At 49.8% G+C, this 21982-nt stretch carries 19 protein-coding genes; 9 read left to right on the top strand and 10 right to left on the bottom strand.

Annotated features, from left to right (window positions below):
- Positions 1-6 precede the first annotated feature (6 nt).
- The 4 genes from HMPREF1141_RS10385 to HMPREF1141_RS10370 all read right to left on the bottom strand — a co-directional run bounded on the left by HMPREF1141_RS10385 (position 7) and on the right by HMPREF1141_RS10370 (position 4702).
- The gene (locus HMPREF1141_RS10385) at positions 7-1515 is read right to left on the bottom strand and encodes an IMP dehydrogenase (RefSeq protein WP_009063861.1); all 1509 of its coding nucleotides are present in this window, start codon (positions 1513-1515) and stop codon (positions 7-9) included.
- Between the two features lie 145 nt (positions 1516-1660).
- The gene (locus HMPREF1141_RS10380; RefSeq protein WP_009064287.1) at positions 1661-2242 is read right to left on the bottom strand and encodes an HD domain-containing protein; all 582 of its coding nucleotides are present in this window, start codon (positions 2240-2242) and stop codon (positions 1661-1663) included.
- Positions 2243-2707: 465 nt separating this feature from the next.
- Entirely contained in the window at positions 2708-3400 is a 693-nt protein-coding gene (locus HMPREF1141_RS10375; RefSeq protein WP_009063764.1) for a DUF3298 and DUF4163 domain-containing protein, read from the bottom strand.
- Positions 3401-3532: 132 nt separating this feature from the next.
- Positions 3533-4702 carry an O-antigen ligase family protein gene (locus tag HMPREF1141_RS10370; protein WP_009063552.1) on the bottom strand — a complete coding sequence of 390 codons (1170 nt, stop codon included), beginning with the start codon at positions 4700-4702 and terminating at the stop codon, positions 3533-3535.
- Positions 4703-5035: 333 nt separating this feature from the next.
- Between HMPREF1141_RS10370 and HMPREF1141_RS10365 the strand changes: the two genes are divergently transcribed.
- Together HMPREF1141_RS10365 and HMPREF1141_RS10360 are read left to right on the top strand one after the other, a co-directional pair.
- Positions 5036-7444 carry a cation-translocating P-type ATPase gene (locus tag HMPREF1141_RS10365; RefSeq protein WP_035316900.1) on the top strand — a complete coding sequence of 803 codons (2409 nt, stop codon included), beginning with the start codon at positions 5036-5038 and terminating at the stop codon, positions 7442-7444.
- 387 nt (positions 7445-7831) lie between these two features.
- On the top strand, positions 7832-9589 hold the full coding sequence (locus tag HMPREF1141_RS10360) for a hypothetical protein (protein ID WP_009063695.1): 1758 nt from the start codon (positions 7832-7834) through the stop codon (positions 9587-9589).
- A gap of 233 nt (positions 9590-9822) precedes the next feature.
- On the opposite strand, the gene HMPREF1141_RS10355 is transcribed toward HMPREF1141_RS10360, so the two are convergent.
- Together HMPREF1141_RS10355 and HMPREF1141_RS10350 are read right to left on the bottom strand one after the other, a co-directional pair.
- Positions 9823-10560 (bottom strand): N-acetylmuramoyl-L-alanine amidase, encoded by a 738-nt coding sequence (locus HMPREF1141_RS10355; protein WP_009063800.1) that lies wholly within the window; start codon positions 10558-10560, stop codon positions 9823-9825.
- A gap of 64 nt (positions 10561-10624) precedes the next feature.
- A complete protein-coding gene (locus HMPREF1141_RS10350; protein ID WP_009064353.1) occupies positions 10625-11500 on the bottom strand; it encodes a polysaccharide deacetylase family protein in 876 nt (291 codons plus the stop codon).
- Positions 11501-11822: 322 nt separating this feature from the next.
- On the opposite strand from HMPREF1141_RS10350, the gene HMPREF1141_RS10345 reads away from it, so the two are divergent.
- Genes HMPREF1141_RS10345 through HMPREF1141_RS10315 form a run of 7 tightly spaced genes read left to right on the top strand, consistent with a single transcriptional unit; the run spans position 11823 to position 16763 of the window.
- Entirely contained in the window at positions 11823-12821 is a 999-nt protein-coding gene (locus HMPREF1141_RS10345) for a transglutaminase-like domain-containing protein (RefSeq protein WP_009063571.1), read from the top strand.
- A gap of 24 nt (positions 12822-12845) precedes the next feature.
- On the top strand, positions 12846-13898 hold the full coding sequence (locus HMPREF1141_RS10340) for a type II secretion system F family protein (RefSeq protein WP_009063817.1): 1053 nt from the start codon (positions 12846-12848) through the stop codon (positions 13896-13898).
- A gap of 12 nt (positions 13899-13910) precedes the next feature.
- A complete protein-coding gene (locus HMPREF1141_RS10335; protein ID WP_009063667.1) occupies positions 13911-14225 on the top strand; it encodes a hypothetical protein in 315 nt (104 codons plus the stop codon).
- Complete coding sequence (locus HMPREF1141_RS10330; RefSeq protein WP_009063957.1) at positions 14222-14695, top strand: DUF4860 domain-containing protein; 474 nt, start codon at positions 14222-14224, stop codon at positions 14693-14695. Before HMPREF1141_RS10335 ends, HMPREF1141_RS10330 begins: the two co-directional genes overlap by 4 nt.
- 19 nt (positions 14696-14714) lie before the next feature.
- Positions 14715-15179: a hypothetical protein gene (locus HMPREF1141_RS10325; protein WP_009063775.1), complete on the top strand. Its 465-nt coding sequence runs from the start codon at positions 14715-14717 to the stop codon at positions 15177-15179.
- Positions 15180-15677: a hypothetical protein gene (locus tag HMPREF1141_RS10320; protein WP_009064026.1), complete on the top strand. Its 498-nt coding sequence runs from the start codon at positions 15180-15182 to the stop codon at positions 15675-15677.
- A gap of 24 nt (positions 15678-15701) precedes the next feature.
- A complete protein-coding gene (locus HMPREF1141_RS10315) occupies positions 15702-16763 on the top strand; it encodes a PilT/PilU family type 4a pilus ATPase (RefSeq protein ID WP_009063965.1) in 1062 nt (353 codons plus the stop codon).
- Positions 16764-16949: 186 nt separating this feature from the next.
- Here the strand turns inward: HMPREF1141_RS10315 and HMPREF1141_RS10310 are convergent, their stop codons facing one another.
- The 4 genes from HMPREF1141_RS10310 to HMPREF1141_RS10295 all read right to left on the bottom strand — a co-directional run bounded on the left by HMPREF1141_RS10310 (position 16950) and on the right by HMPREF1141_RS10295 (position 21974).
- Entirely contained in the window at positions 16950-17690 is a 741-nt protein-coding gene (locus HMPREF1141_RS10310) for a hemolysin III family protein (protein WP_009063987.1), read from the bottom strand.
- Between the two features lie 301 nt (positions 17691-17991).
- On the bottom strand, positions 17992-18213 hold the full coding sequence (locus HMPREF1141_RS10305; RefSeq protein WP_009063404.1) for a DUF3006 domain-containing protein: 222 nt from the start codon (positions 18211-18213) through the stop codon (positions 17992-17994).
- A 4-nt stretch (positions 18214-18217) separates the two neighbouring features.
- The gene (locus HMPREF1141_RS10300; protein WP_009063999.1) at positions 18218-19159 is read right to left on the bottom strand and encodes an MBL fold metallo-hydrolase; all 942 of its coding nucleotides are present in this window, start codon (positions 19157-19159) and stop codon (positions 18218-18220) included.
- Between the two features lie 211 nt (positions 19160-19370).
- Positions 19371-21974 (bottom strand): DNA translocase FtsK, encoded by a 2604-nt coding sequence (locus HMPREF1141_RS10295; RefSeq protein WP_009063979.1) that lies wholly within the window; start codon positions 21972-21974, stop codon positions 19371-19373.
- Positions 21975-21982: the final 8 nt, after the last annotated feature.

Genomic DNA, 21982 nt, shown 5'->3' with positions numbered 1-21982 from the left:
CCGATTTTATTTTACGATATTGTTGCCCGTATCCTTCAGTACAACGTCATGGGCACCGCCCTCTACAATAGAGGTTGCGGAAACCAGAGTAATCTTGGCTTTTTTCTGCAGCTCAGAAATGGTCAAAGAACCGCAGTTGCACATGGTGGATCGGATCTTATTGAGGGTCAGGTTCACGTTGTCCTTCAGCGCGCCAGCATAGGGAACATAAGAATCGACGCCCTCTTCAAAAGAAAGCTTGCTGGCGCCGCCCAGATCGTAGCGCTGCCAGTTTCTGGCGCGGCTCGAACCCTCGCCCCAGTACTCTTTCATATAGCTGCCGCCGATGGTCACCTTTCCGGTCGGACTTTCGTCAAACCGGGCAAAATAACGGCCCATCATCAGAAAATCCGCCCCCATCGCCAGCGCCAAGGTCATGTGATAATCGTAAACCAGGCCGCCGTCGGAGCAGATCGGCACGTAAATGCCGGTTCTCTCAAAGTACTCGTCGCGGGCCTTGGCCACGTCGATCAACGCGGTAGCCTGGCCGCGGCCGATGCCCTTTTGCTCGCGGGTAATGCAGATGGAACCACCGCCGATACCGACTTTAACGAAATCGGCTCCGCTTTCCACCAGATACAAAAAACCCTCTCTGTCTACCACGTTGCCGGCGCCAACCTTTACCGTGTCGCCGTAGTTCTCGCGAATCCAGCTGATGGTTTTCTTCTGCCACTCGGAGAAGCCCTCAGAGGAATCGATGCACAGAACGTCCGCGCCTGCCTCGACCAGCGCGGGAACGCGCTCTGCAAAATCGCGGGTATTGATACCTGCGCCAACTACATAACGCTTGTGGTCATCCAGAAGCTCAAGCTTGTTTTCTTTATGCGAGGCATAGTCCTTACGAAATACCAGATAGGCCAGATGCTGATTTTCATCCACGATCGGCAGAGCGTTCAGCTTGTGATCCCAAATGATATTGTTTGTTTCTTTCAGGGTAACGCCCTTTTCGGCATATACTAGCTTGGAGAAAGGAGTCATGAATTCAGAAACCTTCGTGTCCGGGTCCATACGGCTGATGCGATAGTCACGGCTGGTAACAATCCCCAGCAGCTTGCCGGTCGCGGTTCCGTCCTCGGTTACAGCCACGGTGGAATGGCCGGTTTTCTCTTTCAGATCCAGAATGTCCTGAAGCGTCTGATCCGGCTTAATGTTGGAGTCGCTTACCACAAAACCGGCCTTATAGTTTTTGACACGCTGTATCATCGCGGCTTCTTCTTCAATGCTCTGAGAGCCGTAAATAAAAGAAATGCCGCCCTCTTTTGCCAGAGCGATTGCCATTTTATCATCCGAAACAGACTGCATGATCGCCGATACCATCGGAATGTTCATGGAGAGTGCAGGCTCTTCGTCCTTCTTAAATTTGACAACCGGTGTTTTCAGACTGACATTGGATGGAATACATTCAGCAGAGGAATATCCCGGAATCAGCAGGTATTCGTTAAACGTGCGGGAAGGCTCTTCAAAATAATAAGCCATGGATTAATCGACTCCTTTTTCATTAAGACTTCTATTCTTGTCCATTTATTATAATTAGATAATATTATAGTCATATTTTCCACCAATGTAAACAGGCTTGTCCTACAAAATACCCCGTATCCTCTGAAAAATCATGGACATTTTGTCAATGTGCGGAGGAGGTCCCTTTTTCGCGCAGATAAGTCGATTCCAAATCTGCCAAATGCAGCTTGACCGCGATCGGATATTTTTGATAAGCAAGGCTGATCGCGAAGTTCCCGGAGCGCGCGGAATCGTCGAAGCCGCCCATATGCCAGCGGATCGCCACAGCCTCCGCGGGCTTCAAGCGAAGAAAGCGCTCGATCAGAAAGACGGACTTTTCTCCATGTCCATATGGAAAGCTGTCCTCTACCATGTAAAACGGACGCTTCTCCCACGCACCGGTTTCCTCATTCTTTACGTTCTTTGTGGAGGTTTTATAATATTGCGCCTTGCACACATCATGCAGAAGTCCGCAGATAGCGAAGCTCTCTTCGTTGTCTTTTCCCTCTTCAAAATGCTTTTCGCGCATCACGCGGTATACATTGACGCTGTGCTGTGCAAGGCCGCCCAGGCAGGCGCAATGAAATTTTGTGCTGGCCGGAGCAGTAAAAAAGTCGGTGGTGGAAAGCCATTCCAGAAACTCCCGGCTGCCGCTGCGGTGAATATTTGCAGTATAGATTTCTTCAAACTCTTCTTTAGCATTCATTTTTCTTCTCCCCCATTTTGTACACAATGATGCGTTAGATCATACGATTCTTTTTCTGTGCAGCCCTGCCGCAGTAGGCTTCTATTGGCGTAGGTCTGCCCCTTTTACCGGGGTGAATATTTCTTTTGTTCTTTTATATTTGGTATGGAAAGACGAATTTTCTGCGAATTCTCCCAGGGCAATTCTGCTGGCGTAGCGCTTGCCCCTCATCGCCGGGGCAGGCACCTGCTTTCGCTGCAAGGCGGCGTTAAGCAAAAATCGGTCGGCAAGGGCGCTGTCGGCAGTCGCGCTAATGTCGTTTGCGCGTGAAAACAGGAAATTTATTTCGTTTTGCTTCCCCGCGACGTGCGTGCAGGCTCAGCCTGCCGTGAGGTTATTATAGCATAAAACCTTTCCCCTTGCCATGTTTTTCCCGCAAAGAGAAATGCCCTCTGCCGGTCATTACAGGCAGGGGCAAAATTTTCTCTATTGCTGGCAAACCGGGGGGCATTCCAGTTGATCAAACGGAATGGAGAAGGTAACGATTCCGGAAACATACGGCGCGATTTCATACAGCTGGAAATAAAAAGCCACACTGTTATCCGTAAGATAAAACCGGTTGGGATTAAAATACCGCGTGATCAGCTTGCGGTAATTATCAAAATAAATACCGGGACATTTTCTCATATTTTCATCGGCCTGAAACAGGATTTCATCCAGAAGCGCTTTCCGAAAGTTCGTTTTCGGATGAAAGAAATCGCACGCCTGAACAGCCCTGCACGCTTTCAGCGACCAGGTATCGGAACGGCGGATGGTATTGCCGTGTGCTCCGCCCGTATACTCATAGGCATCGCGATACAGGCTGACATAGCAGGAATTGCAGGCAGTCACCTGATACTGCAGAACGGCATCATACGGGTGGAAGGGCACCTTATCTTCCGAGTCGTTTGCATTATGCAGTGCGCAGGCCGCCTGGCGAAACAGGATTGTCGCCGCGTCATGAAAAAAGCATTCCACCTGCCCCCAGATGCAGCGATTGATGATCGTTTCCATTCTTCCGCATTCGGGAAGCTCAAATTTCGGGTACTCAATCTTTACCGTCAATACTTCGGTTCCGGCGCTGCTGAAAGTCTTATCCAGACTGCACATCAAAAATCTGCACTCTTCCGATGAGCTCATTATCATCCCTCCCGTTTTCAATGATATGCCCCGAATTTTGCTTTAGACCATTTTTCGAGAGGATTTTCGTATTCTGAAAGCAGCATAGAAAAAGGCCTCCGCACAAAGCGAAGGCCTTTCAGAAAAACCAGATTAGTTTTTAAATACCGCCGCACCCCGATTGGAGCGTTCCAAATAGCCGGTGGCTGTTGCCAGACGCTGACGCACACGAAGGATTCCGCCCGCGTAAACAGCGTTGATACCGGTGGAAGAAAAAATCAGAAGGAACAGCATTGCGGTCTGACCCCAGAAGATCGTAACATCTGTAAAGCCGTGTACCAAAATAGCGCAGGAACAAGCGGCCAGAAGAATATTCATGTTCCCGCAGATTCTGCTGCGGAAACGAGTCAGTACAATTTTAGCCTGACAATACAAATATCCAGTAATCACCGCTGCGCCGACCAGACCAAAATTCAATAATGTATCCAGATACAGGTTGTGAGCGTGATATGTTTTGTATCCAAAATATTCTTCACAGGCCAAACGGTAGGCTGCCGCGCCCTGGCCAAAGAACGGATGATGCTCGATTCCCTTGACGGAAGTCATCCAGATGTTGACCCGCTGATCCCATGATTGATCAATAAACTCAATGCGGGGGAACAGCTCCGGCATCATCAGACCGGCTGCCACCAGGAATATCCCGCTGACGCCGATGATCGTTGCGACTTTGCGCTTCCCTTTCAGGAAAAGGAATACAAGCACCGCAAGTCCGAGAGAAAAGATGGCCGACATGCTGGCCGAAAGATAAAGCCCCACAAGATTGCTGGCGATCACGATCAGATAAAACCGACGATTCTGTGCATTGGTAATCATCCGATAAAGAGCGATCAGAACAACAAATTCGATCATGGTCGCATAGAAATTTGCGTTAGTGAACGTTGAGATCGGGCGGAACGAAGGCTCCGTCGCGTAAGTGGAAATCTTTTGAAATACTGCCACCACTGCACACGCCACACTGCTCAGGCAGGCGGTATCCATCGCCTGATCAAAAAGCTGCTTCGTCATAAAGCTGCGGATATAGAACCCGCAGACCAAAAGAGCCGCGGCAAACAATGAATAAGCGCTTCCAATATGGTTATTGTATACTTGCCCGACAAAACCGGTAAACAGAAAAAATAATACAATTCCTATAGAATACGGATCTCCAAAAGCCTCTGCTCGTCTTTCGTAATTGATAACCGTCATAAATGCAATCAATGAAACGGCCGCCATACTGACATAAAACGGTAGAAAAATAGATATCGTCAGAAACAGCACCAACATGCCGTTCAGGTCCTTGCCCGATTTTAAAGAGATAAAATCGAACGCGTCTTGCTTAAAAATGGTATCAATCTCCTTTCTTTCTGCAGCAGAAATTCACCTGCACAGAATTGTGAAATTACAACTCATTTTCTGTTCACCTTCACTAATCATCCATTATACCACAAATAAGATTTGCAACAAGACGCATAATTGTTAAATGGAGAAATGCCATATCTGCGTTTTTTGGATAACTCTACAAAAATTATGACGTGATTTTGAATTTTCAGAGATTGAAGCCAATCCTTTTTTCTGTTTAGGGTATACTGTTAAAAAACATAAGGTGGATGAAAACAAATGACTGAACCGTCACAAACTTATTTTGAACGGTTTCATCCCGACTATTCAACCGGACTGACGCAGGAACAAATTGACCAACGGCGGCAACAAGGTCTTTTTAACGGGGAATCAGACATAAAGACAAAGTCGGTGAAAGAAATTGTTTTACAGAATATTGTTACACCCTTTAACATATTAAACGCCGTTCTGGCCTCTTTGATTTTACTGGTAGGTTCCTATAAGAACCTGCTGTTTATGGGTGTTATCCTCAGCAACCTTCTGATTGGAATTTTTCAGGAAATTCGTGCCAAACGAACCATAGATCGCCTGGCTTTGATTGCCGAGCCGAAAGCCAAGGTGATCCGAAACGGCGAACAGCTCACCATTGAAGTCCACGACGTTGTTTTGGACGATATTCTGTTTTTGGAAGCGGGCAACCAAATCTGCACCGATTGTATCATATGCAGCGGCGAGTGCGAAGTAAACGAATCCCTGCTGACCGGCGAATCGGATCCTGTTCCTAAAAAGCCGGGCGACACGATGCTTTCGGGCAGCTTTATCGTCAGCGGAGCCTGCCACGCTCAGGTAGAACATGTTGGAAAGGACAATTACGCGGAGCAGATTTCTCAGGATGCCAAATACCTGAAAAAGCCAAATTCTGAAATCATGACCTGGATTAACCGCATTATTCAGGTAATTGGAGCCATCATCGTACCGATCGGGCTGACTCTGTTTTATAAGCAGCACTATGTTCTGCAGACTGCATTTTCCAAATCGATCGTCAGTACAGTAGGCGCTCTGGTCGGCATGATCCCCGAAGGGCTGGTTCTTCTGACGAGCGTCGTGCTGGCTGTCAGCGTCATTCGCCTTGCTTCGCACAAAACGCTCGTTCAGGAGCTGTATTGTATCGAAACGCTGGCCCGCGTCGATGTCCTGTGCCTGGACAAGACCGGCACGATTACCGAAGGCACCTTACAGTTTGACGACCTGGTTCTTTGTAATGGCACGGAGCAGGAACAGGCGGAAACCGCTCTGTGCGCCCTGACCACCGCACTGCCGGACAACAATCCCACCATGGACGCGGTGCGCAAAAGCTTCTCTTCCCCTCCCGGCTGGAACTGTGAGGAGATCATCCCGTTTTCCTCCGCCAAAAAATGGAGCGGCGCTTTTTTTGAAAATCAGGGCAGCTTTATCCTCGGCGCGCCGGAGATTCTTCTGCCGGACAAGTCCTCCGACATCCGGCGCGACGCCGATTCTTATGCACAAAGCGGACAGCGGGTTCTGCTGCTCGTAAAATCCGCCGGGCGCTTTCAGGACAAGGAGCTTTCGGGCGAGCTGGAGCCGATGGCCCTGCTTTTGTTCAGCGACAGAATCAGGCCGGAGGCCCCTCAGACATTGATGTATTTTGCCGAGCAGGGCGTTGATCTCAAGGTGATTTCGGGTGACAATCCAATTACGGTTTCAAACATTGCCCAAAAGGCCGGTATGGAAAATGCAGACAACTACGTGGATGCAACAACTCTGAAAACACCGGAAGACCTGGCGGAAGCCGCCGAACGCTACACGGTTTTCGGCCGCGTAACCCCGCAGCAGAAGCTCGATCTCGTCAAAATACTGAAGGCGAAACATCACACGGTCGCAATGACCGGTGACGGCGTCAACGATGTTCTGGCCCTGAAGGAGGCCGACTGCAGCATTGCGATGGCTTCGGGAAGCGACGCCGCCAGAACCGTTTCTCAGCTGGTGCTGCTGGACTCGAATTTTGCCTCCCTTCCCAAGGTAGTGCACGAAGGGCGGCGTTCGATCAATAACCTTCAGCGTTCAGCCTGCCTGTTTCTGGTAAAAGCGTTTTTCTCCGCGATTATCGCCGTATACTTTATCTTCGCGCCGTATGACTATCCCCTACAGCCCATTCAGTTTTCTCTGATCAACCTGTTTGCAATCGGCGTTCCATCCTTTATTCTGGCAATGGAGCCAAATAAAGACAGAATCCGAGGAAAATTCATCGTCAACATCCTTACAAAATCTCTGCCGGGCATGCTCGCCATGGCGCTCACGATCATCATTTTGATGCCGGTCGGCACCTTCTTTCATTTGTCGGATGATGAGGTGTCCACCGTCAGCGTGATTCTGATCGGCGCTACCGGCTTGATGAACCTGCTGAGCATTTGCCTGCCGTTCAACACCCTGCGAAAGGTGCTGTTCTACTGTATGTCTCTCGGATTTTTAACCGCCATGCTGCTGTTCCATGACTTCTTCTCTCTGGTTCATCTCACTGCGCCGATGCTGTTGGTTATCGCGGTAATGATGATCTTTTCGGCGTGTGTTATCACGATCATCTATCGTATGGTCAAGGGTTTTTACCATCTGGAGGCCGTCCCTGCTGTACACGCGGAAAAACCCCGCAAAAGGAAAAAGATTCTCTGAGTCTTTCCTGCTGCAAAAAGTAACACGCAGCAACCTGGATTGATACTTATTGCCTGAACCAAATGAAAATATCGACATGCAAAGCACTTTCAGGCGTTGCCTGTGCAGCGAGGTTTTATGGTCTTGGTGAAGCTCACTTTAGCACAAGGATTCAGGATTTGTGTTCGTAAGCACAATAAAAAACAAGCTGGCAGCCATTGAGACTGCCGGCTTGTTTTTTATTTGGGGATTTCTTTTCCGGAAATCCGGGAATCCCTTTAACTCGTGTTTTCCCACATATGCCCAAAACAACCAATATCTACCGGTTCCTTGGTACAGGACAATGGCTTATAATGGATATATATCCCGTTACAGCAATCCAAAAAGAAATATTGAAGGAGTGTTCTAATGACTTGCACAAAATGCGGAAATACCACGAGCAACGGGGAATCTTTATGCGAACAATGCTCGGGTGAAGAAAATGGATCGATCCCGGTGAATGGAGCCGGACCGGGAAAGCCCGGAAAAATTAAAATCGCCATCATAGCACTGGTATCAGTTTTTGTTCTGCTGGCTGGAGTGGTTACGGTGGGTAAGCTCTTTTTCAACCGCGACTTCATGCAGTTGACTCAGGGCAAAACCAAATACGCACAAAACATCGAGTTGGCAACGGCACAAGAAAGCGCGAAACAGCTCGTATCTATCCTGGATAAAGGCGTCGGTCTGGCCCAGGGCTATGATAAGCCGAAAACACTGAATTCTGCCGTGCAGTTCAATGTCAAATTACAAGATCAGCTTTTAAAAGATCTTAACCTTCCGGCGGAACAGTCTGCGGCGGTTCAGAAAACAATGGAATACCTGAACAGCCTGAACATGAGCGCAAAAACGCTTATTAATGAAAAAGGCACACAGACCAGCCTTACAATAACAGATCCGTCCGCGCTGAAGCTGACTGTTGATTCACTTGTCTATAAGGACGGGAAAACGTATATACATATCCCGGAAATTCTGAACAAATATTTGGTGGCTGAGAGCTATCCGGCTTCTCAGGTGACCCCTTACAGCATTTCGCAAATAAAATACGACCCGGTAAAACTGCAGGACAGCCTGGATAACCTTGCCTCTATTTATGCGAATTCCCTTTCCGCAGCTGCAATGAAAGCGGAAAACGACCAGAGCATTACGGTTGACGGTGTAACGGTTCAGGGACAGAGACTGACGGCCTCGTTGACTGCACCCCAGACCGCGGCCATGGTAAAAGCAATTGCAGAGGCCGCCAAGAATGACGACTACCTTTACACCTTTGTGTCAGACAATTACAGCCTGTTTGCAGGATTGGCCGGAACCGATGCGCAGGCATCTTCGGAGAAGCTTACAAAAGAAAACTACGGCAAACTCATCGACGAGCTTTTCACCAGCCTGAATCTGGAAGAGGACGGCGTCACTTTTTCCGCGGTTTCCTATCTCTCTCAGAACGGAGACTTGCTGGCCCATTCTTATGAAAGCCAGGACAACACTGGAAAAGCACAGTTGAACTATATGATCACTGACGAGAAGTACGCGGTTGAATTCCTGATCGACCAGAAGACCGGTTTCCTTTTCACCAATACAAAAACCGCTGAAGGAACCGGTAAAATACACCTGGATATCCGAGGCGAAGAAGAGCCGAAAAACATCGGCATAAATGTAGATTATTCCGGATGCAAGATGGTTCCGTTCCTGGATTCCGAGACCTTGGTCGGCACTTATACGGTTTCCTTGTACGATCCCAATCATGAAATCGGGAAATATGTAGAGGAATCCGAGCTTCCGGCAGCGTTCAATCAGCTGGATCAGGCAAGTTTAAGAGTGGAGACCACTCTGAATGGGGCCGAGCTCAACGACCACATCCAACTGGACATCCCCAATGTTCTGTCGGCGCTGGTAGTTCAAAAAACCAGCGGTACGATCGGTAATCCGTCCATTCCCTCACAGCCCGAGCCGGGTCTGGTGGCCGACCTTTCCAAAGATGAATCCGGTGAGGTGATGAACGAGCTGTCCATAGGCGGGATCAAGTTCCTGGCCGAAACACTGAAAAAAGATCCCGAACTGGCGGCGGTTTTTGCCGCATTCGGAATTCCCAAAGAGCAGATTGAGATACTTGCCGCCTACTATGCTCAAGCGTAACACGGCAATTCTAATGAACAATTGAAGAACGATAAAAAATCGAACCACAATAAAACAGGGAGGCAGCAAATCGGCTGCCTCCCTGTTTCTAGTCATAATGGCTTTTTCGATTTTCTGAGATGTACGCTTCCTTTCGCGTGTCAAAACCTTGGGTATGGTTTTATGGCAGGCGCAGCTTTGGTTTTTCTTGCTCAAAGCAGCCCGCTGATTTTTTCAGGCAGCGTTTTCCTCTGTTACCGTATAAACTGGCTGCTGGAATAGCCGATGATGCCGTTGTAATTGACAACATACCATCCCTGCCATTCTCCCAGAACGGTAATTGTGGCGCCATTGGGAGCCTGACCGATCACGGCGGCATCCAGACTGGGTCTGTTGCGAATGTTCAGATTCCCTCCCTGCGTTACAACCTTTGCGGTACGCGCCGGCTGAGGGTTGTCGATAAACGGAATCCCGAAAATCTCTGTCAGGGATTTTACCAGATTGGCCGCGATCTCCGGCATATGGGTCACCAGCCATTCTGCATCTTCGGGGTTGTCGTGGTACGCCGTTTCAATCAGAACCGCCGGGGCGTTTGTCTTTGTGATCTCCGCCAGCGTTGTGGTCGGCATCGTGCGCACCCTATCGGGCAGTGGGTAAATCTCTTTGTAATTTCTGGCAATAATCTCCGCCGCACGGCTTCCGGCAGTGCTGTATGGATAGTAATAGACATCAGTGCCGCGCAATTGGCCGGAAAGTTGCGGGGGCGCAGCATTGGAATGCAGTGCCAGATGCAGGTCGTAATACCCTGCGTTGGACTCGCGGATTGCCTGGCCGAGAGTCATGCCGACCGTATTTCGCGTAAAGCGGATTCCATTGGCGCGCAGGTACGGCTCCATATTGTCCGCGAGAATATTCATATGATATTGCTCACTTCCGCCGTTTACGTACTCATTATACGGCTGCAGGGACGGACTAAGATAAATATTGGGCATAGACAGCTTCCTCCTTTTGTTCCATGATATGCACAAAAGAAAGAACCGGTAATCATAAGAAGGCTTATTTTAGCCGTCCAGCAAAAAAACTTTCGCTCGTTTTGCCGGGAGCGCGCAAAAAACGCCCCAGCAGATACAGACTTTCCGGATCGCGGGTAATATCGTTGATTCGTTCCTCACAGCTTAAAGAGGCCCGAAAGCCCATTGTGTGCACGACCGGGAAGGATTCTTTGCTGATGATTCCAAACGGATAGGTAAACGCAGTGGGCGTCCACCCTGTGTGGGAGCGGACAAGCTCCTGCATTTCGCTCAAATCATTGGTTAAAAGCGACGTATATGCCTCTATACTTTCCCGTTTGTTCTTCTGCGCGCCAAGGCGCCCCGTATCGGCGGTTCCGTGCAGATGGTAGCTGTGATTCTGAATCTCTACCATGCCGGATTGCATCATTTCGTTGATTTCCGTCCAGGTAATGTGAGAATACAGTTCGTTTTCTTCACCGGACTCACTGTACTTTTGCGTAAAATACCCGATCGGCGAGATCACGATCTTCATATTATATTTTAAGGACAAGGGGTAGGCATACAAATAGTTGTTATAGTATCCGTCGTCAAAGGTGAGCATCACGGGCTTTTCCGGCAAAGGCTTATCATTGTCGACATAATCGATGAGATCCTGAACCACTACCGCGGTATAGCCCTTCTCTTTTAAATATTTCATGTCGCTTTCCAGCAGCTGTGGGGAGATCATATAGGTTCCCTGGTGCCGGCTGTCCTTTACTATCCCGTGGTACATTACAATCGTGAGCGGCACCCCTTCAAATTTCCGGTTGATGCCCAGCGCACCCACGGTGGCCCCTGTCACACCGGTGACCAGCAGAATCATAACCATCATCAGAGCGGCCAGATTTTTTTTATTTCGAAGACTGACAGTGAAAAACATGAGCATAGGCCCCTTTTCTTTTTATAATGAAGTCAATTTACTTGCAACCTTAAAAAAGAATGAAACATCATAACAATCTGTTGCTTCACATTTTTGAGCGTAATAAAAGCCTACTCAAATAGAAAGTAAGCTTTTCGATTATTTTCTTGTATTTTTTTATGACCCATGATATACTAAAAATAAACAATAACTTTTCCTGAAATATCCAAATATTTCTTTGAACTAGACACTTTTCTCAGCAAAATAGGACGATAAATCCATATTATATAGATTTATCCATCTGTTCTAAATTTGCGCAATTCGTTTTTTCGGAGGCTCCTCCATGAAAAAGTTAAGACTACCGTGCCCTAAAAAAATAACTGCGCTTTGTTTGCTGCTTGCCAGTACCTCGCTGCTCGGCGCATGCGCGCCGGTCACTTCTGCTGAGGTTACGGCCCGCAACAGTGTTTTATCCGCAGCGGCTCTTTTGAACCGTCCCGCCGCCGCAAATACGGAAAATCGCATCTCTGCATCGAATAACGGTGTTGTAAAGCAGATGGCCTATGAATCTGTTCCGTTCCAAACGGCCGCATCAACCGTATACTCCCGTAATGGCGTTATCATTGATGCCAGCACCGCTTCCAACGGCTATATTCAGATCAAGTATGCGGGTGTCGAAAAGCGGCTGAAGGTTCAGATCAGAAAGGACAGTGCGGCCTACAATTACGATTTGAACAGCAAAGGCGTTCCGGAAACATACTCCCTGCAAATGGGAAGCGGACAATATTCCGTCCGCGTTCTGGAAAACGTATCCGGGAATTACTATAAAGAATTATATAATGTTCCTCTGGCGGTGACGCTCTCGAGCGAAACGGCCCCGTTTCTGCATGCAAATCAGTATGTCAATTACAGTGCTTCCTCTCTGGCGGCACAAAAGGCTGCTGAACTATGTGCAGCTTCCGGCACCGACGTGGAAAAACTCAAAGCCATTTACAACTATATGATTCAAAACATTAAATATGATTACGATAAGGCTGCCAAGGTAACCTCCAACTATGTACCGAATGTGGACGCGGTTCTGACTGCTCAGAAGGGAATCTGCTTTGATTACTCTTCCCTCATGGCGGCGATGCTCCGTTCTCAGGGGATTCCCTCTAAAGTGGTGGTTGGATCTGTTGATACACTTGCCGTCACACATGCCTGGAATGAGGTTTATTTACAGGGAACCGGATGGATCACCATCAAGATCGAGGTATCCAAAACAGGCTGGAATCTGATGGATTCCACACTGGGTGCGTCCAATACCATCGGAGCCGGATACACGGCGGCCCGTATCTATTAACCGACGAAAGCCGGAGGAAACAACATGCAACAAAAAGAACGTACCGTTTTTACAGCAGGTGAGCTTTCGTTGATCTGCTCACAAATTTCCTGGATGTTAGAATCGGCAATTCCTTTGGAAGAAGGAATTGCCGTAATTTGTGAAAACACTGAAAATCCCAGGCAGAAAAAGATGCTTCAAAGCGTGTGCGACGCAGTTACCCAGAGCGGCTCATTCAGTCATGCCATGCGCGAATCCGGTTTCTTCCCTTCCTATATGGTTTCTATGGTAGAGATCGGGAAAAAGACCGGCAGACTGGACGACGTGATGGCCGTCCTGGCCGTTTACTATGAACGGGAGGATCAGATCTGGCGCCAGATCAAGGGGGCCGTCACCTATCCCCTGGTACTGATTTTTATGGTCGCGGCAATCCTTGGTGTGCTTTCCGCCAAGATTCTGCCGGTATTCCAGCAGGTATTCGATGGACTGGGCGAGGATTACCCCACCGTTTCGTTTCGTGCGGTCAATATGGGGATCGCCGCCGGCCGGGTCACTGTGATCATTATGCTGCTGGTTGGGCTTTCCATCCTTCTTGCGCTCCTGTTCGCCGGAACCCAGCGCGGCCACGCCGCTTTTCTTTCTGTCTGCTACCGAATCCCTTTCCTCGCCAGGATCATCAACCGGATCGATTCCGCTCAGTTTGCTTCTGCGCTGTCCATCCTGCTCAGCAGCGGTTACGACGTTTCGGAATCTTTAAACCTGATGCCGGAACTTCTGCAGAACCCGCGCAACCTTGAAAACGCGAAGAAAGCGGCTCATGCCGTGGAGGATGGAGCCTCCCTTTCAGCCGCCCTGCGGCAGACCGAGCTCTTCTCCGGGCCGCGCTACAGTATGATCCGCGTGGGAGAAAGCGCTGGCAGCATAGAAAAAGTTCTGTCGAAAATTGCAGACATCGATACCGAGGAAGCGTTGGAGCTGATGAACCAGAAAATCGCCCTGATTGAACCGGTTTTGGTCGGTCTGGTTTCTGTGGTGATCGGTGCGCTCCTGCTTTCCGTGATGCTTCCGCTGATTGGGATTATGACCAGCATGATTTAGAGAGGGATTTTCATGAACATGCGCCGTTTTTTATCTGTGGCCCTGTTTGCAGTGCTTCTTGCCGTCCTTTCGATCGGTTTTACCCATCTGGAGCGGGTCAATCACCAGAATGCCAGTAATCTGCTGCTTCAAAAAATCGACCGGGCTGTCATCAACTGCTATGCGATTGAGGGAACCTACCCTCCCAGCTTTGCATACCTGGAAGAAAACTACGGAATCCATATTGACGACAAAAAATACTACGTCGACTATCAGATTTTCGCTTCGAACATTAAGCCCGAAATTCGCCTTGTGGAGCGGGGACATTCCGAGGAGGCCAAGCCGTGAACCCAAAAGCACACCAGTCTACGCAAACCCTCTTCGCTCTGCTGATTGCCTGTGTTTTTACCGCCGCTTCGCTTTTTCTGGTGATATTGGGAGCCGATTCCTACCGGAACAGTCTGCACTCGATCACTGTCAATCACCAGATTCGTGCCGCACTTTCTTATACGGCCAACCAGATTCGTTCCGCAGACAACGCGGAGAATATTTCGATTGAATCGCTTGACGGTCAACAGGTGCTGTTGATTCGTTCTGAGGAAGCCGAGCGGAACGGAAACACCTATCTGTATTTCCGCGACGGATATTTAATGGAGCTTTTTGCCGGCGATCAGGACCCTTTTGAGCCGGAATATGGAGAGAAAATAACGGAAATCAAACAGTTTGCCGTAACCAAAAGCGGCAATTTATTTGTTGTCTCCGCAACTGCTCTGAACGGCAGGCAATTTTCAGTTTCTGTCTGCCCAAGAGCCTCTTAACAGAATGAGGTGAAGCCTGATGAAATACGCCGTGCGGATTCATCCTTTTTTTATAGAAATTCTATTTGTGATCTTTTTTCTCGCAGTTTCTTCCGTCGCCGTATTGCAGATTTATGTTGCAACGAACACCGCCGCAAAAAAGAACACAGATACCCAGTTTGCTATGGCAGCCGCGCAAACGGCTGCAGAAACACTGCACTCTGTGAAAAGCCCCGCTGACGCAGAGCAGGCTTTTGGAGAAAAGAAAACGACAGAGCAGGGGGAGATTTTTCTCACCCAATATGACGAGAACTGGGCCCCGGTTTCTTCAGGCGGCATTTACTACGCGGAAAAGCAGCTTCAGTCTACCCCGGTGGAAGCCGGTACCATTATGACATTGCGGATTTCAGTTTATTCCGAGAAAAACGATGATAAAAAAGAGCTTTTCTCTCTGACCTCTCAGCGCTATTTCCCCTCTTCCGGCTCAGAACAGGAGGGTGCGTAGATGAAGCAGAGCAGAAGACTGCCGTTCCCGGGCGTAGGCCTTTCTTCCCTCTTTATGGTGTTTGTCATTTTGTGCCTGACCGCCTTTGGCATCCTGTCCTTTTCCGCCGCGAAATCGGACTGGGATCTCACACAAAAGCACGTGCAAAGCGTTCAGGCCTATTATGCCGCCGACTCCAAGGCACAGCAGGTGCTGAGCGGTATTGACGCAAGGCTCTATCGCCTTCTTCAGGAAAATCCCGTGGTGAACGAAACGGAGCTGGCCCGGCACCTGAACGGTACGGTGATCGACGATGTTTCCTTATCTCTTACAGCGGATTCTTCCGGCAGTAAAATTGCTTTTTCAGTACCTGCGGGTTCTGTTCAGGAAATCCAGGTGGAGATACAGCCCATAACCGGGCCGGAGCGCTACCGGGTTCTTAGCTACCGGCTGGCTGCCTCCAATGAATGGAACGGAGCCGATCAGCCGCTGGAGCTCTGGCAGGGCTCTCAGCCTTAACTGAAATGAAAGGAATCTCACCCCATGGAAATGATGGAAATGCTTCAAACAGCCGTATCAAAAGGTGCATCCGATATTTTCATTATCTCTGGCTGCCCGGCTTCCTATAAAATCAACGACGTGATTCAGCCGATGAACGAGGAAAAGCTGATGCCGGACAACGCAAAGCAGATGATCTCGCGCATATTTGAAATTGCGAGCCAGCGTGATTTTCAGTCCTTTTTGCAGAAGGGCGACGACGATTTCTCCTTTTCCATTCCCAAGCTGGGGCGGTTTCGCTGCAACGCATATCTGCAGCGGAATTCCTGTGCGGCCGTTCTTCGCATTCTGGGATTTGAACTCCCCGAGCCTCACGCACTCCACATCCCCCAAGCCGTGATGGATCTTGCCAATAAAGAGCGGGGGCTGGTTCTGATTACCGGCCCGGCCGGCAGCGGCAAAACCACCACTCTCGCGTGCCTGATCGAACAGATCAATCAAACGCGGAACAGCCATATTATTACGATTGAAGACCCGATCGAGTTTTTGCATGCACATAAAAAAAGCATTGTCAGCCAGCGCGAAATCGACAATGATACCCGGGGATATATTCCGGCGCTTCGTGCTGCGCTGCGGCAGGCACCCGATGTGATTTTAATCGGTGAAATGCGCGACTACGAAACAATTTCCACAGCTGTAACGGCGGCTGAAACCGGCCAGCTGATCTTCTCTACGCTTCACACTCTGGGTGCTTCCAATGCGATTGACCGCATTGTCGATGTGTTTCCACAGAATCAGCAGTATCAAATCCGCGTTCAGCTTTCGATGGTGCTGCAGGCCGTCGTTTCCCAGCAGCTGATTCCCTCAATCGACGGTACCCTTGTTCCCGCATTTGAAATCCTGCTTGTTAACAGCGCGATCCGCCACATGATCCGTGAGGCGAAAACCCATCAGATCGACAATACCATTTCTGCAAACGCGGAAATCGGAATGCTCTCAATGGACAGCGACCTGCTGCGCCTTTATCGGGAAGGGATCATTTCCAAGGAAAACGCGCTCACTTACTGCACCAATGTGGAATTGATGAATAAAAAGCTGTCTATGTGATTTTCTGTCAGCACAACCAGAAACACATATTTTCCCAAAAGAGAAAGCTCCTGTTCCAGATTCTTCGGAACAGGAGCTTTTCAATGATCGGGTTTTGCGCTCGGCAAAATAATACCTGATTCAAAAGGGCCTTCGGAGACTGAACAATCCGTCTCTGGAGGCCCCTTTATTATTTGAAATCTTTCTTTACAACAGTTCCACCACATGATAAATCATAAAGAAATGCAGGATGCTGCCGGCCAGCACAAACAGGTGCCACACGCAGTGCAGGTAAGGGGTCTTCTTCCCTTTCTGATAAATCAAAGCGCCCACAGTATAAGCAACGCCGCCTGCAATCAATAAAATCAAATCGCGCAGCTGAAGCGCCTGAATCAAAGGCCCGAATGCAAACACGACAATCCAGCCCATCGCAATGTAGCAGATCATCGATAGCTTGCGGAAACGCTCCATATCCACTATATTCAAAAGGATGCCGGCAATAGCGGCGGCCCATACAATAGAAAAAAGGACAAAGCCCGTTTTCCCCGCTAACGCGATCAATGTGATCGGCGTATAGGAACCGGCAATCAGCAGAAAGATGGTGCAATGATCCAGCACCTGAAACACGCGCTTGGCCTTGCACACGCCAAAGGCATGGTACATGGTAGAAACAAAATACAGCAAAAAGAGAGTTACTGCATAAATGCTGACAACCGCCTGCGGAAAAATCTCTTTTGGAGCCGCCGCCTGCAGAAGAAATAAGGCTACCAGCGCCAAAACGACCCCGATGCCGTGTGTAACCGCATTCGCAACCTCTTCTCCTACACTGTACGACGGCAATCCCAATTCGCAGCGCCTGGTTTTACGCCACTCGTTTTTCTCTTCTCTTGTTTTTTCTTTGAGCGCATACCCGTTTAAGTGCAGCGCCCGTTCTGATTGTTCTGCCAATTTGAGGCACCTCCGTCCTGTGTAATGTAGTTTTAAAAACTAGATGTTATAATTATATTAATCCTAATGATTCGGTTTGTCAATTGGTTTCAGATAAAATTTTATTAAATTTTCAAACTGAAAATTCCTTTGGTTTTTCATTAAAATGGATTTTTCTTTCCCAAAACAGCTTGAACAGAAAAAATGAAAATATACACTTTCAGCGGTAAAAAAGATGGTTCCAGCCAGAGCCAAAACCATCCCTTTTTATTGCGCAGCATTTCATTTTCCGAATCATTTTTGGATTGCTTATTGCAAAAAATCACGATTCCCACAGAGAGTTCTGTTTTCGGCGGATCAGACTGCGGCGTTCCGCAGTTTTTTCCGCATTGACTGAAAGGGTTCCGTCATCACCGATTTCCAGCACGTCCCCCTCGTGTACATCCTTCGGGAGCTCCGACAGCTCAATGGCAAAGAATTTTTTCTCTCCGTCCTCGCAGATGGCATATACACCCTCGAAACGGTCGACAATCAGATTTTTCATAGAATCACCTTTCTGTTTGATAGGTAACGCTTATTCCGTCACTGCAGTATAGCAGCGTACCACTGACATCGGTACGCCCAATCGTGGCGGAAAAACGGTTCAGACGATCCATCACCTCGCGGCTCGGCAGCTCATAATGACTATCCGCCACAGAAACCGCAGCATATTGGGGGCGCACCGCAGCCAAAAAAGCAGCCGTGCTGGAGGTTTTACTGCCGTGGTGCCCTACTTTCAGCACATCCGCGCGAAGACTCTGTTTGGAAGACAAAAGCGCCGACTCCTCCTCGGTTTCCGCGTCGCCCATCAGCAAAAACCGGGTCCGCCCGAATGTAAGCATCAGTACAATGGAATTGTTATTTGTTATGTCCAGCACCGACAGCGGCGCCAGCACCTGGACGGAAAGCTCCCCCAGATTCAGGGCGTCGCCGCCGCGCAGATACTCTACCGGTATCTGCTTTTTCTTCAGAGCTTCCATCGTATTGGTGTAGGCAAAATCAGACGGAATCAGCTTTTCCGGCAGCTGCGGCATAAAGTAGCGGTCTACTGAAAATTCTTCGATCACCCCGCCAAGCCCGCCGACATGGTCGCTGTCCGGATGCGTGTTAATGACATAATCGAGGGTCGTCACCCCACGCCTGGCCAGGTAGCGGCTCACGTTCTCAGCCTGATCCGGCGTTCCGCCATCTACCAGAAGATATTTCCCCTGGCATTCCACCAGAATGGAATCGGCTTTCCCAACCTCAAGCACATGCATCGACATGGGATAACCATCTGCTACGCTCGAGAAGTCGGACAATCCGACGGCGGAAAACGCCTGTCGCCACCAGGCAGAATACCCTCCTGGAAACAAAACGGGTAAAATACCAAGGCAAAGCAGAACTGCCGCAAGGGCGGTCAAAAATGCTCGCTTTTTTCGGAATTCCGCTTGGGTCGTTTGTGGCTTCATCCCAGGATTTCTCCTTTGAGCGGGTTTAGGGCTGGTATACAAATGAAAAATAAAGGATATTTTGAGGAACAACAAAATTAAAGTTGTGCCGCAGGAATCCTCTAAGGGTAAGCGTACAGAAGGTACAGGGATTATCCCAGAGTTTTTATGCAGCCGCAGCCTGTTTCCTGTTTCTGTCCGAAGGACACTGAAAACCAGTACCAGCAGTCTCTTAGGCCTGCTCGCCGCGGTCCGCCTGCTGCATGGTCATTTCAAGGTATTGCTGGCGGGTCAGAAGCACCTGACGCGGTTTCGAGCCCTCGTGAGGGCCTACCACTCCCAGTTGCTCCATTTCATCGATCAAACGCCCTGCGCGGGCATAGCCAAGGCGCAGCCGCCGCTGGAGCAAAGAGGTAGAGGCCTGTCCCGCCTCGATGACGCATTTAATCGCTTCGTTCATCATGGGGTCCGTCATTTCTGAATCCGGGCCGTCTCCGTCAGAAGCGCCCTTCTCTGCCACTGCGTTGCGCTCGATCTCTTCAATGACCGACTGATCATAGCCGGAATCCTGCACCTTTTTCACATAGGTAACGACAGATTCGATTTCACTGTCGCTAACGAAGCAGCCCTGAATGCGGATCGGCTTCTGTGATCCGACGGGCGAAAAGAGCATATCGCCGCGCCCCAGCAGCTTTTCGGCGCCGCCCATATCCAAAATAGTGCGGGAATCGATCTGAGACGAAACCGCAAAGGCGATTCGGCTTGGGATGTTGGCCTTGATGATACCCGTAATAACGTCTACGGAAGGACGCTGCGTCGCGATGACCAAATGCATTCCCGCCGCGCGGGCCATCTGCGCCAGACGGCAGATGGAATCCTCCACCTCGTTCGGCGCGGCCATCATCAAATCCGCCAGTTCGTCGATAATAATGACGATCTGCGGCAGATGCGGCATGGGATTGCCGTCCTCGTCCTGATTATTCTTGCTCTTTGCGAGCTTATTATAAGAAGCAAGGTCGCGTACATTATTTTCCGCAAAGATTTTATAGCGTTTGAGCATTTCCGTTACGGCCCAGCCCAGCGCACCGGCCGCCTTGCGGGGATCGGTCACCACAGGCACCAGCAGATGCGGAATTCCGTTATAAATTCCAAGCTCCACCACCTTGGGGTCGACCATCAGAAAACGCACCTCATCCGGGGTGGACTTATACAGAAGGCTGACAATCAGCGAGTTGATGCACACCGATTTACCGGAACCCGTGGAACCGGCGATCAGCAGATGTGGCATCTTTGCCAGATCGGTAACCGCTACCGCACCGGCAATATCGCGCCCTAAGGCGACTGTCAGCTTGCTTTTCGCCGACACAAAGGGATTCGATTCCACCAGATCGCGCATGCGAACCACATTGATATTTTTATTGGGCACCTCAATACCCACAGCTGCCTTGCCGGGAATCGGCGCTTCAATGCGCACGCCCGCCGCCGCAAGGTTCATAGCGATGTCGTCGCTGAGGTTGGTGATCTTGCTGATCTTCACACCGGGTGCCGGCTGCAGCTCATACCGTGTTACGGCAGGGCCGCGGCTGATGTCGACTATTTTGGTCTGCACCCCAAAGCTTTTCAGTGTGCCGACGAGCATATTTCCGTTGCTCTGCAGCTCCGCGGTAATATCCTCCTGATTGACTCCGGTGGAATATTCGAGCATGGAAAGCGGCGGAAAATGATATCCTTCCGGCTGCTGAACAGGCTCTGCCGCCCGGACCGCTGTCTCTCGCGCCGCGCTTTGCAGCATGGCGGTTTTCTGAACGAAAGCAGCAGCCGCGGCTGCCGCGGAACCCGAAGGATCCTGCACTGCTGAAGAAGTGGGAACAGCAGGTACCACCTGAACTGGTGTGGGGATAACGCTGGGAACGGGAGTGGAAGCCGGAACCGAGGCCTGTACCGCCTGAGGCTTCTCTTCCGCTTTTTCCTGAGGAGCACCGCCGGTAAAATTAAAGATTTTCTCCAGCTGCTCCAGTTTTTCGCTCTTTTCCTGAGGGTCTGCCGGTGTGCGGTCCGATTTTACCGGGTGTGCGGGCAGCTCGTCCGCATCCAGAGCAATATCGATATTCGGATCGCGTGATCTTTCTTTTTCCTGCGCGCGGCGCTCGCGAACGGCATCGATATTTTCCGCTACCATATCCATCGGCTTTGTAACAGTCCTGAACAGCTGTATCAGGCTGGTACCCGTCAGCAGCATAATCATCACAAACAACAGCAGAATGATGACGATTTTCGAGCCAACAGAGCCCAGAACCGAAACAAACAGCACGCCGATCATACCGCTGACCAGTCCGGCCCCGCGCTGACCAACGCCCTGCACATACAATTCCTTCAGATGGGTAAAATAGGTTTCCCGCTGAATCGCGGCTGTTTCCGGCCCAAAAATATACACGGTCGCGCAGACCATAATAATAATGCCGGAAATCATCCACACCTTAAAGCGCATATTATCGCTGATGCGCTCAACTGCCGTAATAATCGCTATGTACAGAAGCAGGATCGGCCACAGAATCGCGCAGTTGCCGAACAGCCCAAGCAGCACATTATGTGCCCAATTCCATACATGATCGCCTTTTACAAGTACCAGAAACGCCATCAGCGCCGCCACGGCAAACATCACCACCGCTGTCATCTGATTGCGGTGGCGCAGAGCCTCCAGCTCCCGTTCCGTTCTGGGCTTGGATTCAGGGCGTTTCGCCGCAGAGGTACTTTGGCGTCGATTGGCCGCAGGCGGGCGTTTGGCTTTCTTTTTCGTCTGAGAGGGTTCTTTTTGAACTGTTTTTTGTTTTGCCACAGCATTCT

It is taken from the genome of Clostridium sp. MSTE9 (assembly GCF_000277625.1).
In the GTDB taxonomy this organism is placed as follows: Bacteria; Bacillota; Clostridia; order Oscillospirales; family Acutalibacteraceae; genus Faecalispora; species Faecalispora jeddahensis.
This window is presented reverse-complemented; position numbering and strand designations above follow the sequence as displayed.

Coding starts and splice junctions, on each gene's coding strand:
- HMPREF1141_RS10385 (WP_009063861.1), bottom strand. CDS start 1,515: ATGGCTTATTATTTTGAAGAGCCTTCCCGCACGTTTAACGAATACCTG.
- HMPREF1141_RS10380 (WP_009064287.1), bottom strand. CDS start 2,242: ATGAATGCTAAAGAAGAGTTTGAAGAAATCTATACTGCAAATATTCAC.
- HMPREF1141_RS10375 (WP_009063764.1), bottom strand. CDS start 3,400: ATGAGCTCATCGGAAGAGTGCAGATTTTTGATGTGCAGTCTGGATAAG.
- HMPREF1141_RS10370 (WP_009063552.1), bottom strand. CDS start 4,702: ATGTTGGTGCTGTTTCTGACGATATCTATTTTTCTACCGTTTTATGTC.
- HMPREF1141_RS10365 (WP_035316900.1), top strand. CDS start 5,036: ATGACTGAACCGTCACAAACTTATTTTGAACGGTTTCATCCCGACTAT.
- HMPREF1141_RS10360 (WP_009063695.1), top strand. CDS start 7,832: ATGACTTGCACAAAATGCGGAAATACCACGAGCAACGGGGAATCTTTA.
- HMPREF1141_RS10355 (WP_009063800.1), bottom strand. CDS start 10,560: ATGCCCAATATTTATCTTAGTCCGTCCCTGCAGCCGTATAATGAGTAC.
- HMPREF1141_RS10350 (WP_009064353.1), bottom strand. CDS start 11,500: ATGTTTTTCACTGTCAGTCTTCGAAATAAAAAAAATCTGGCCGCTCTG.
- HMPREF1141_RS10345 (WP_009063571.1), top strand. CDS start 11,823: ATGAAAAAGTTAAGACTACCGTGCCCTAAAAAAATAACTGCGCTTTGT.
- HMPREF1141_RS10340 (WP_009063817.1), top strand. CDS start 12,846: ATGCAACAAAAAGAACGTACCGTTTTTACAGCAGGTGAGCTTTCGTTG.
- HMPREF1141_RS10335 (WP_009063667.1), top strand. CDS start 13,911: ATGAACATGCGCCGTTTTTTATCTGTGGCCCTGTTTGCAGTGCTTCTT.
- HMPREF1141_RS10325 (WP_009063775.1), top strand. CDS start 14,715: ATGAAATACGCCGTGCGGATTCATCCTTTTTTTATAGAAATTCTATTT.
- HMPREF1141_RS10320 (WP_009064026.1), top strand. CDS start 15,180: ATGAAGCAGAGCAGAAGACTGCCGTTCCCGGGCGTAGGCCTTTCTTCC.
- HMPREF1141_RS10315 (WP_009063965.1), top strand. CDS start 15,702: ATGGAAATGATGGAAATGCTTCAAACAGCCGTATCAAAAGGTGCATCC.
- HMPREF1141_RS10305 (WP_009063404.1), bottom strand. CDS start 18,213: ATGAAAAATCTGATTGTCGACCGTTTCGAGGGTGTATATGCCATCTGC.
- HMPREF1141_RS10300 (WP_009063999.1), bottom strand. CDS start 19,159: ATGAAGCCACAAACGACCCAAGCGGAATTCCGAAAAAAGCGAGCATTT.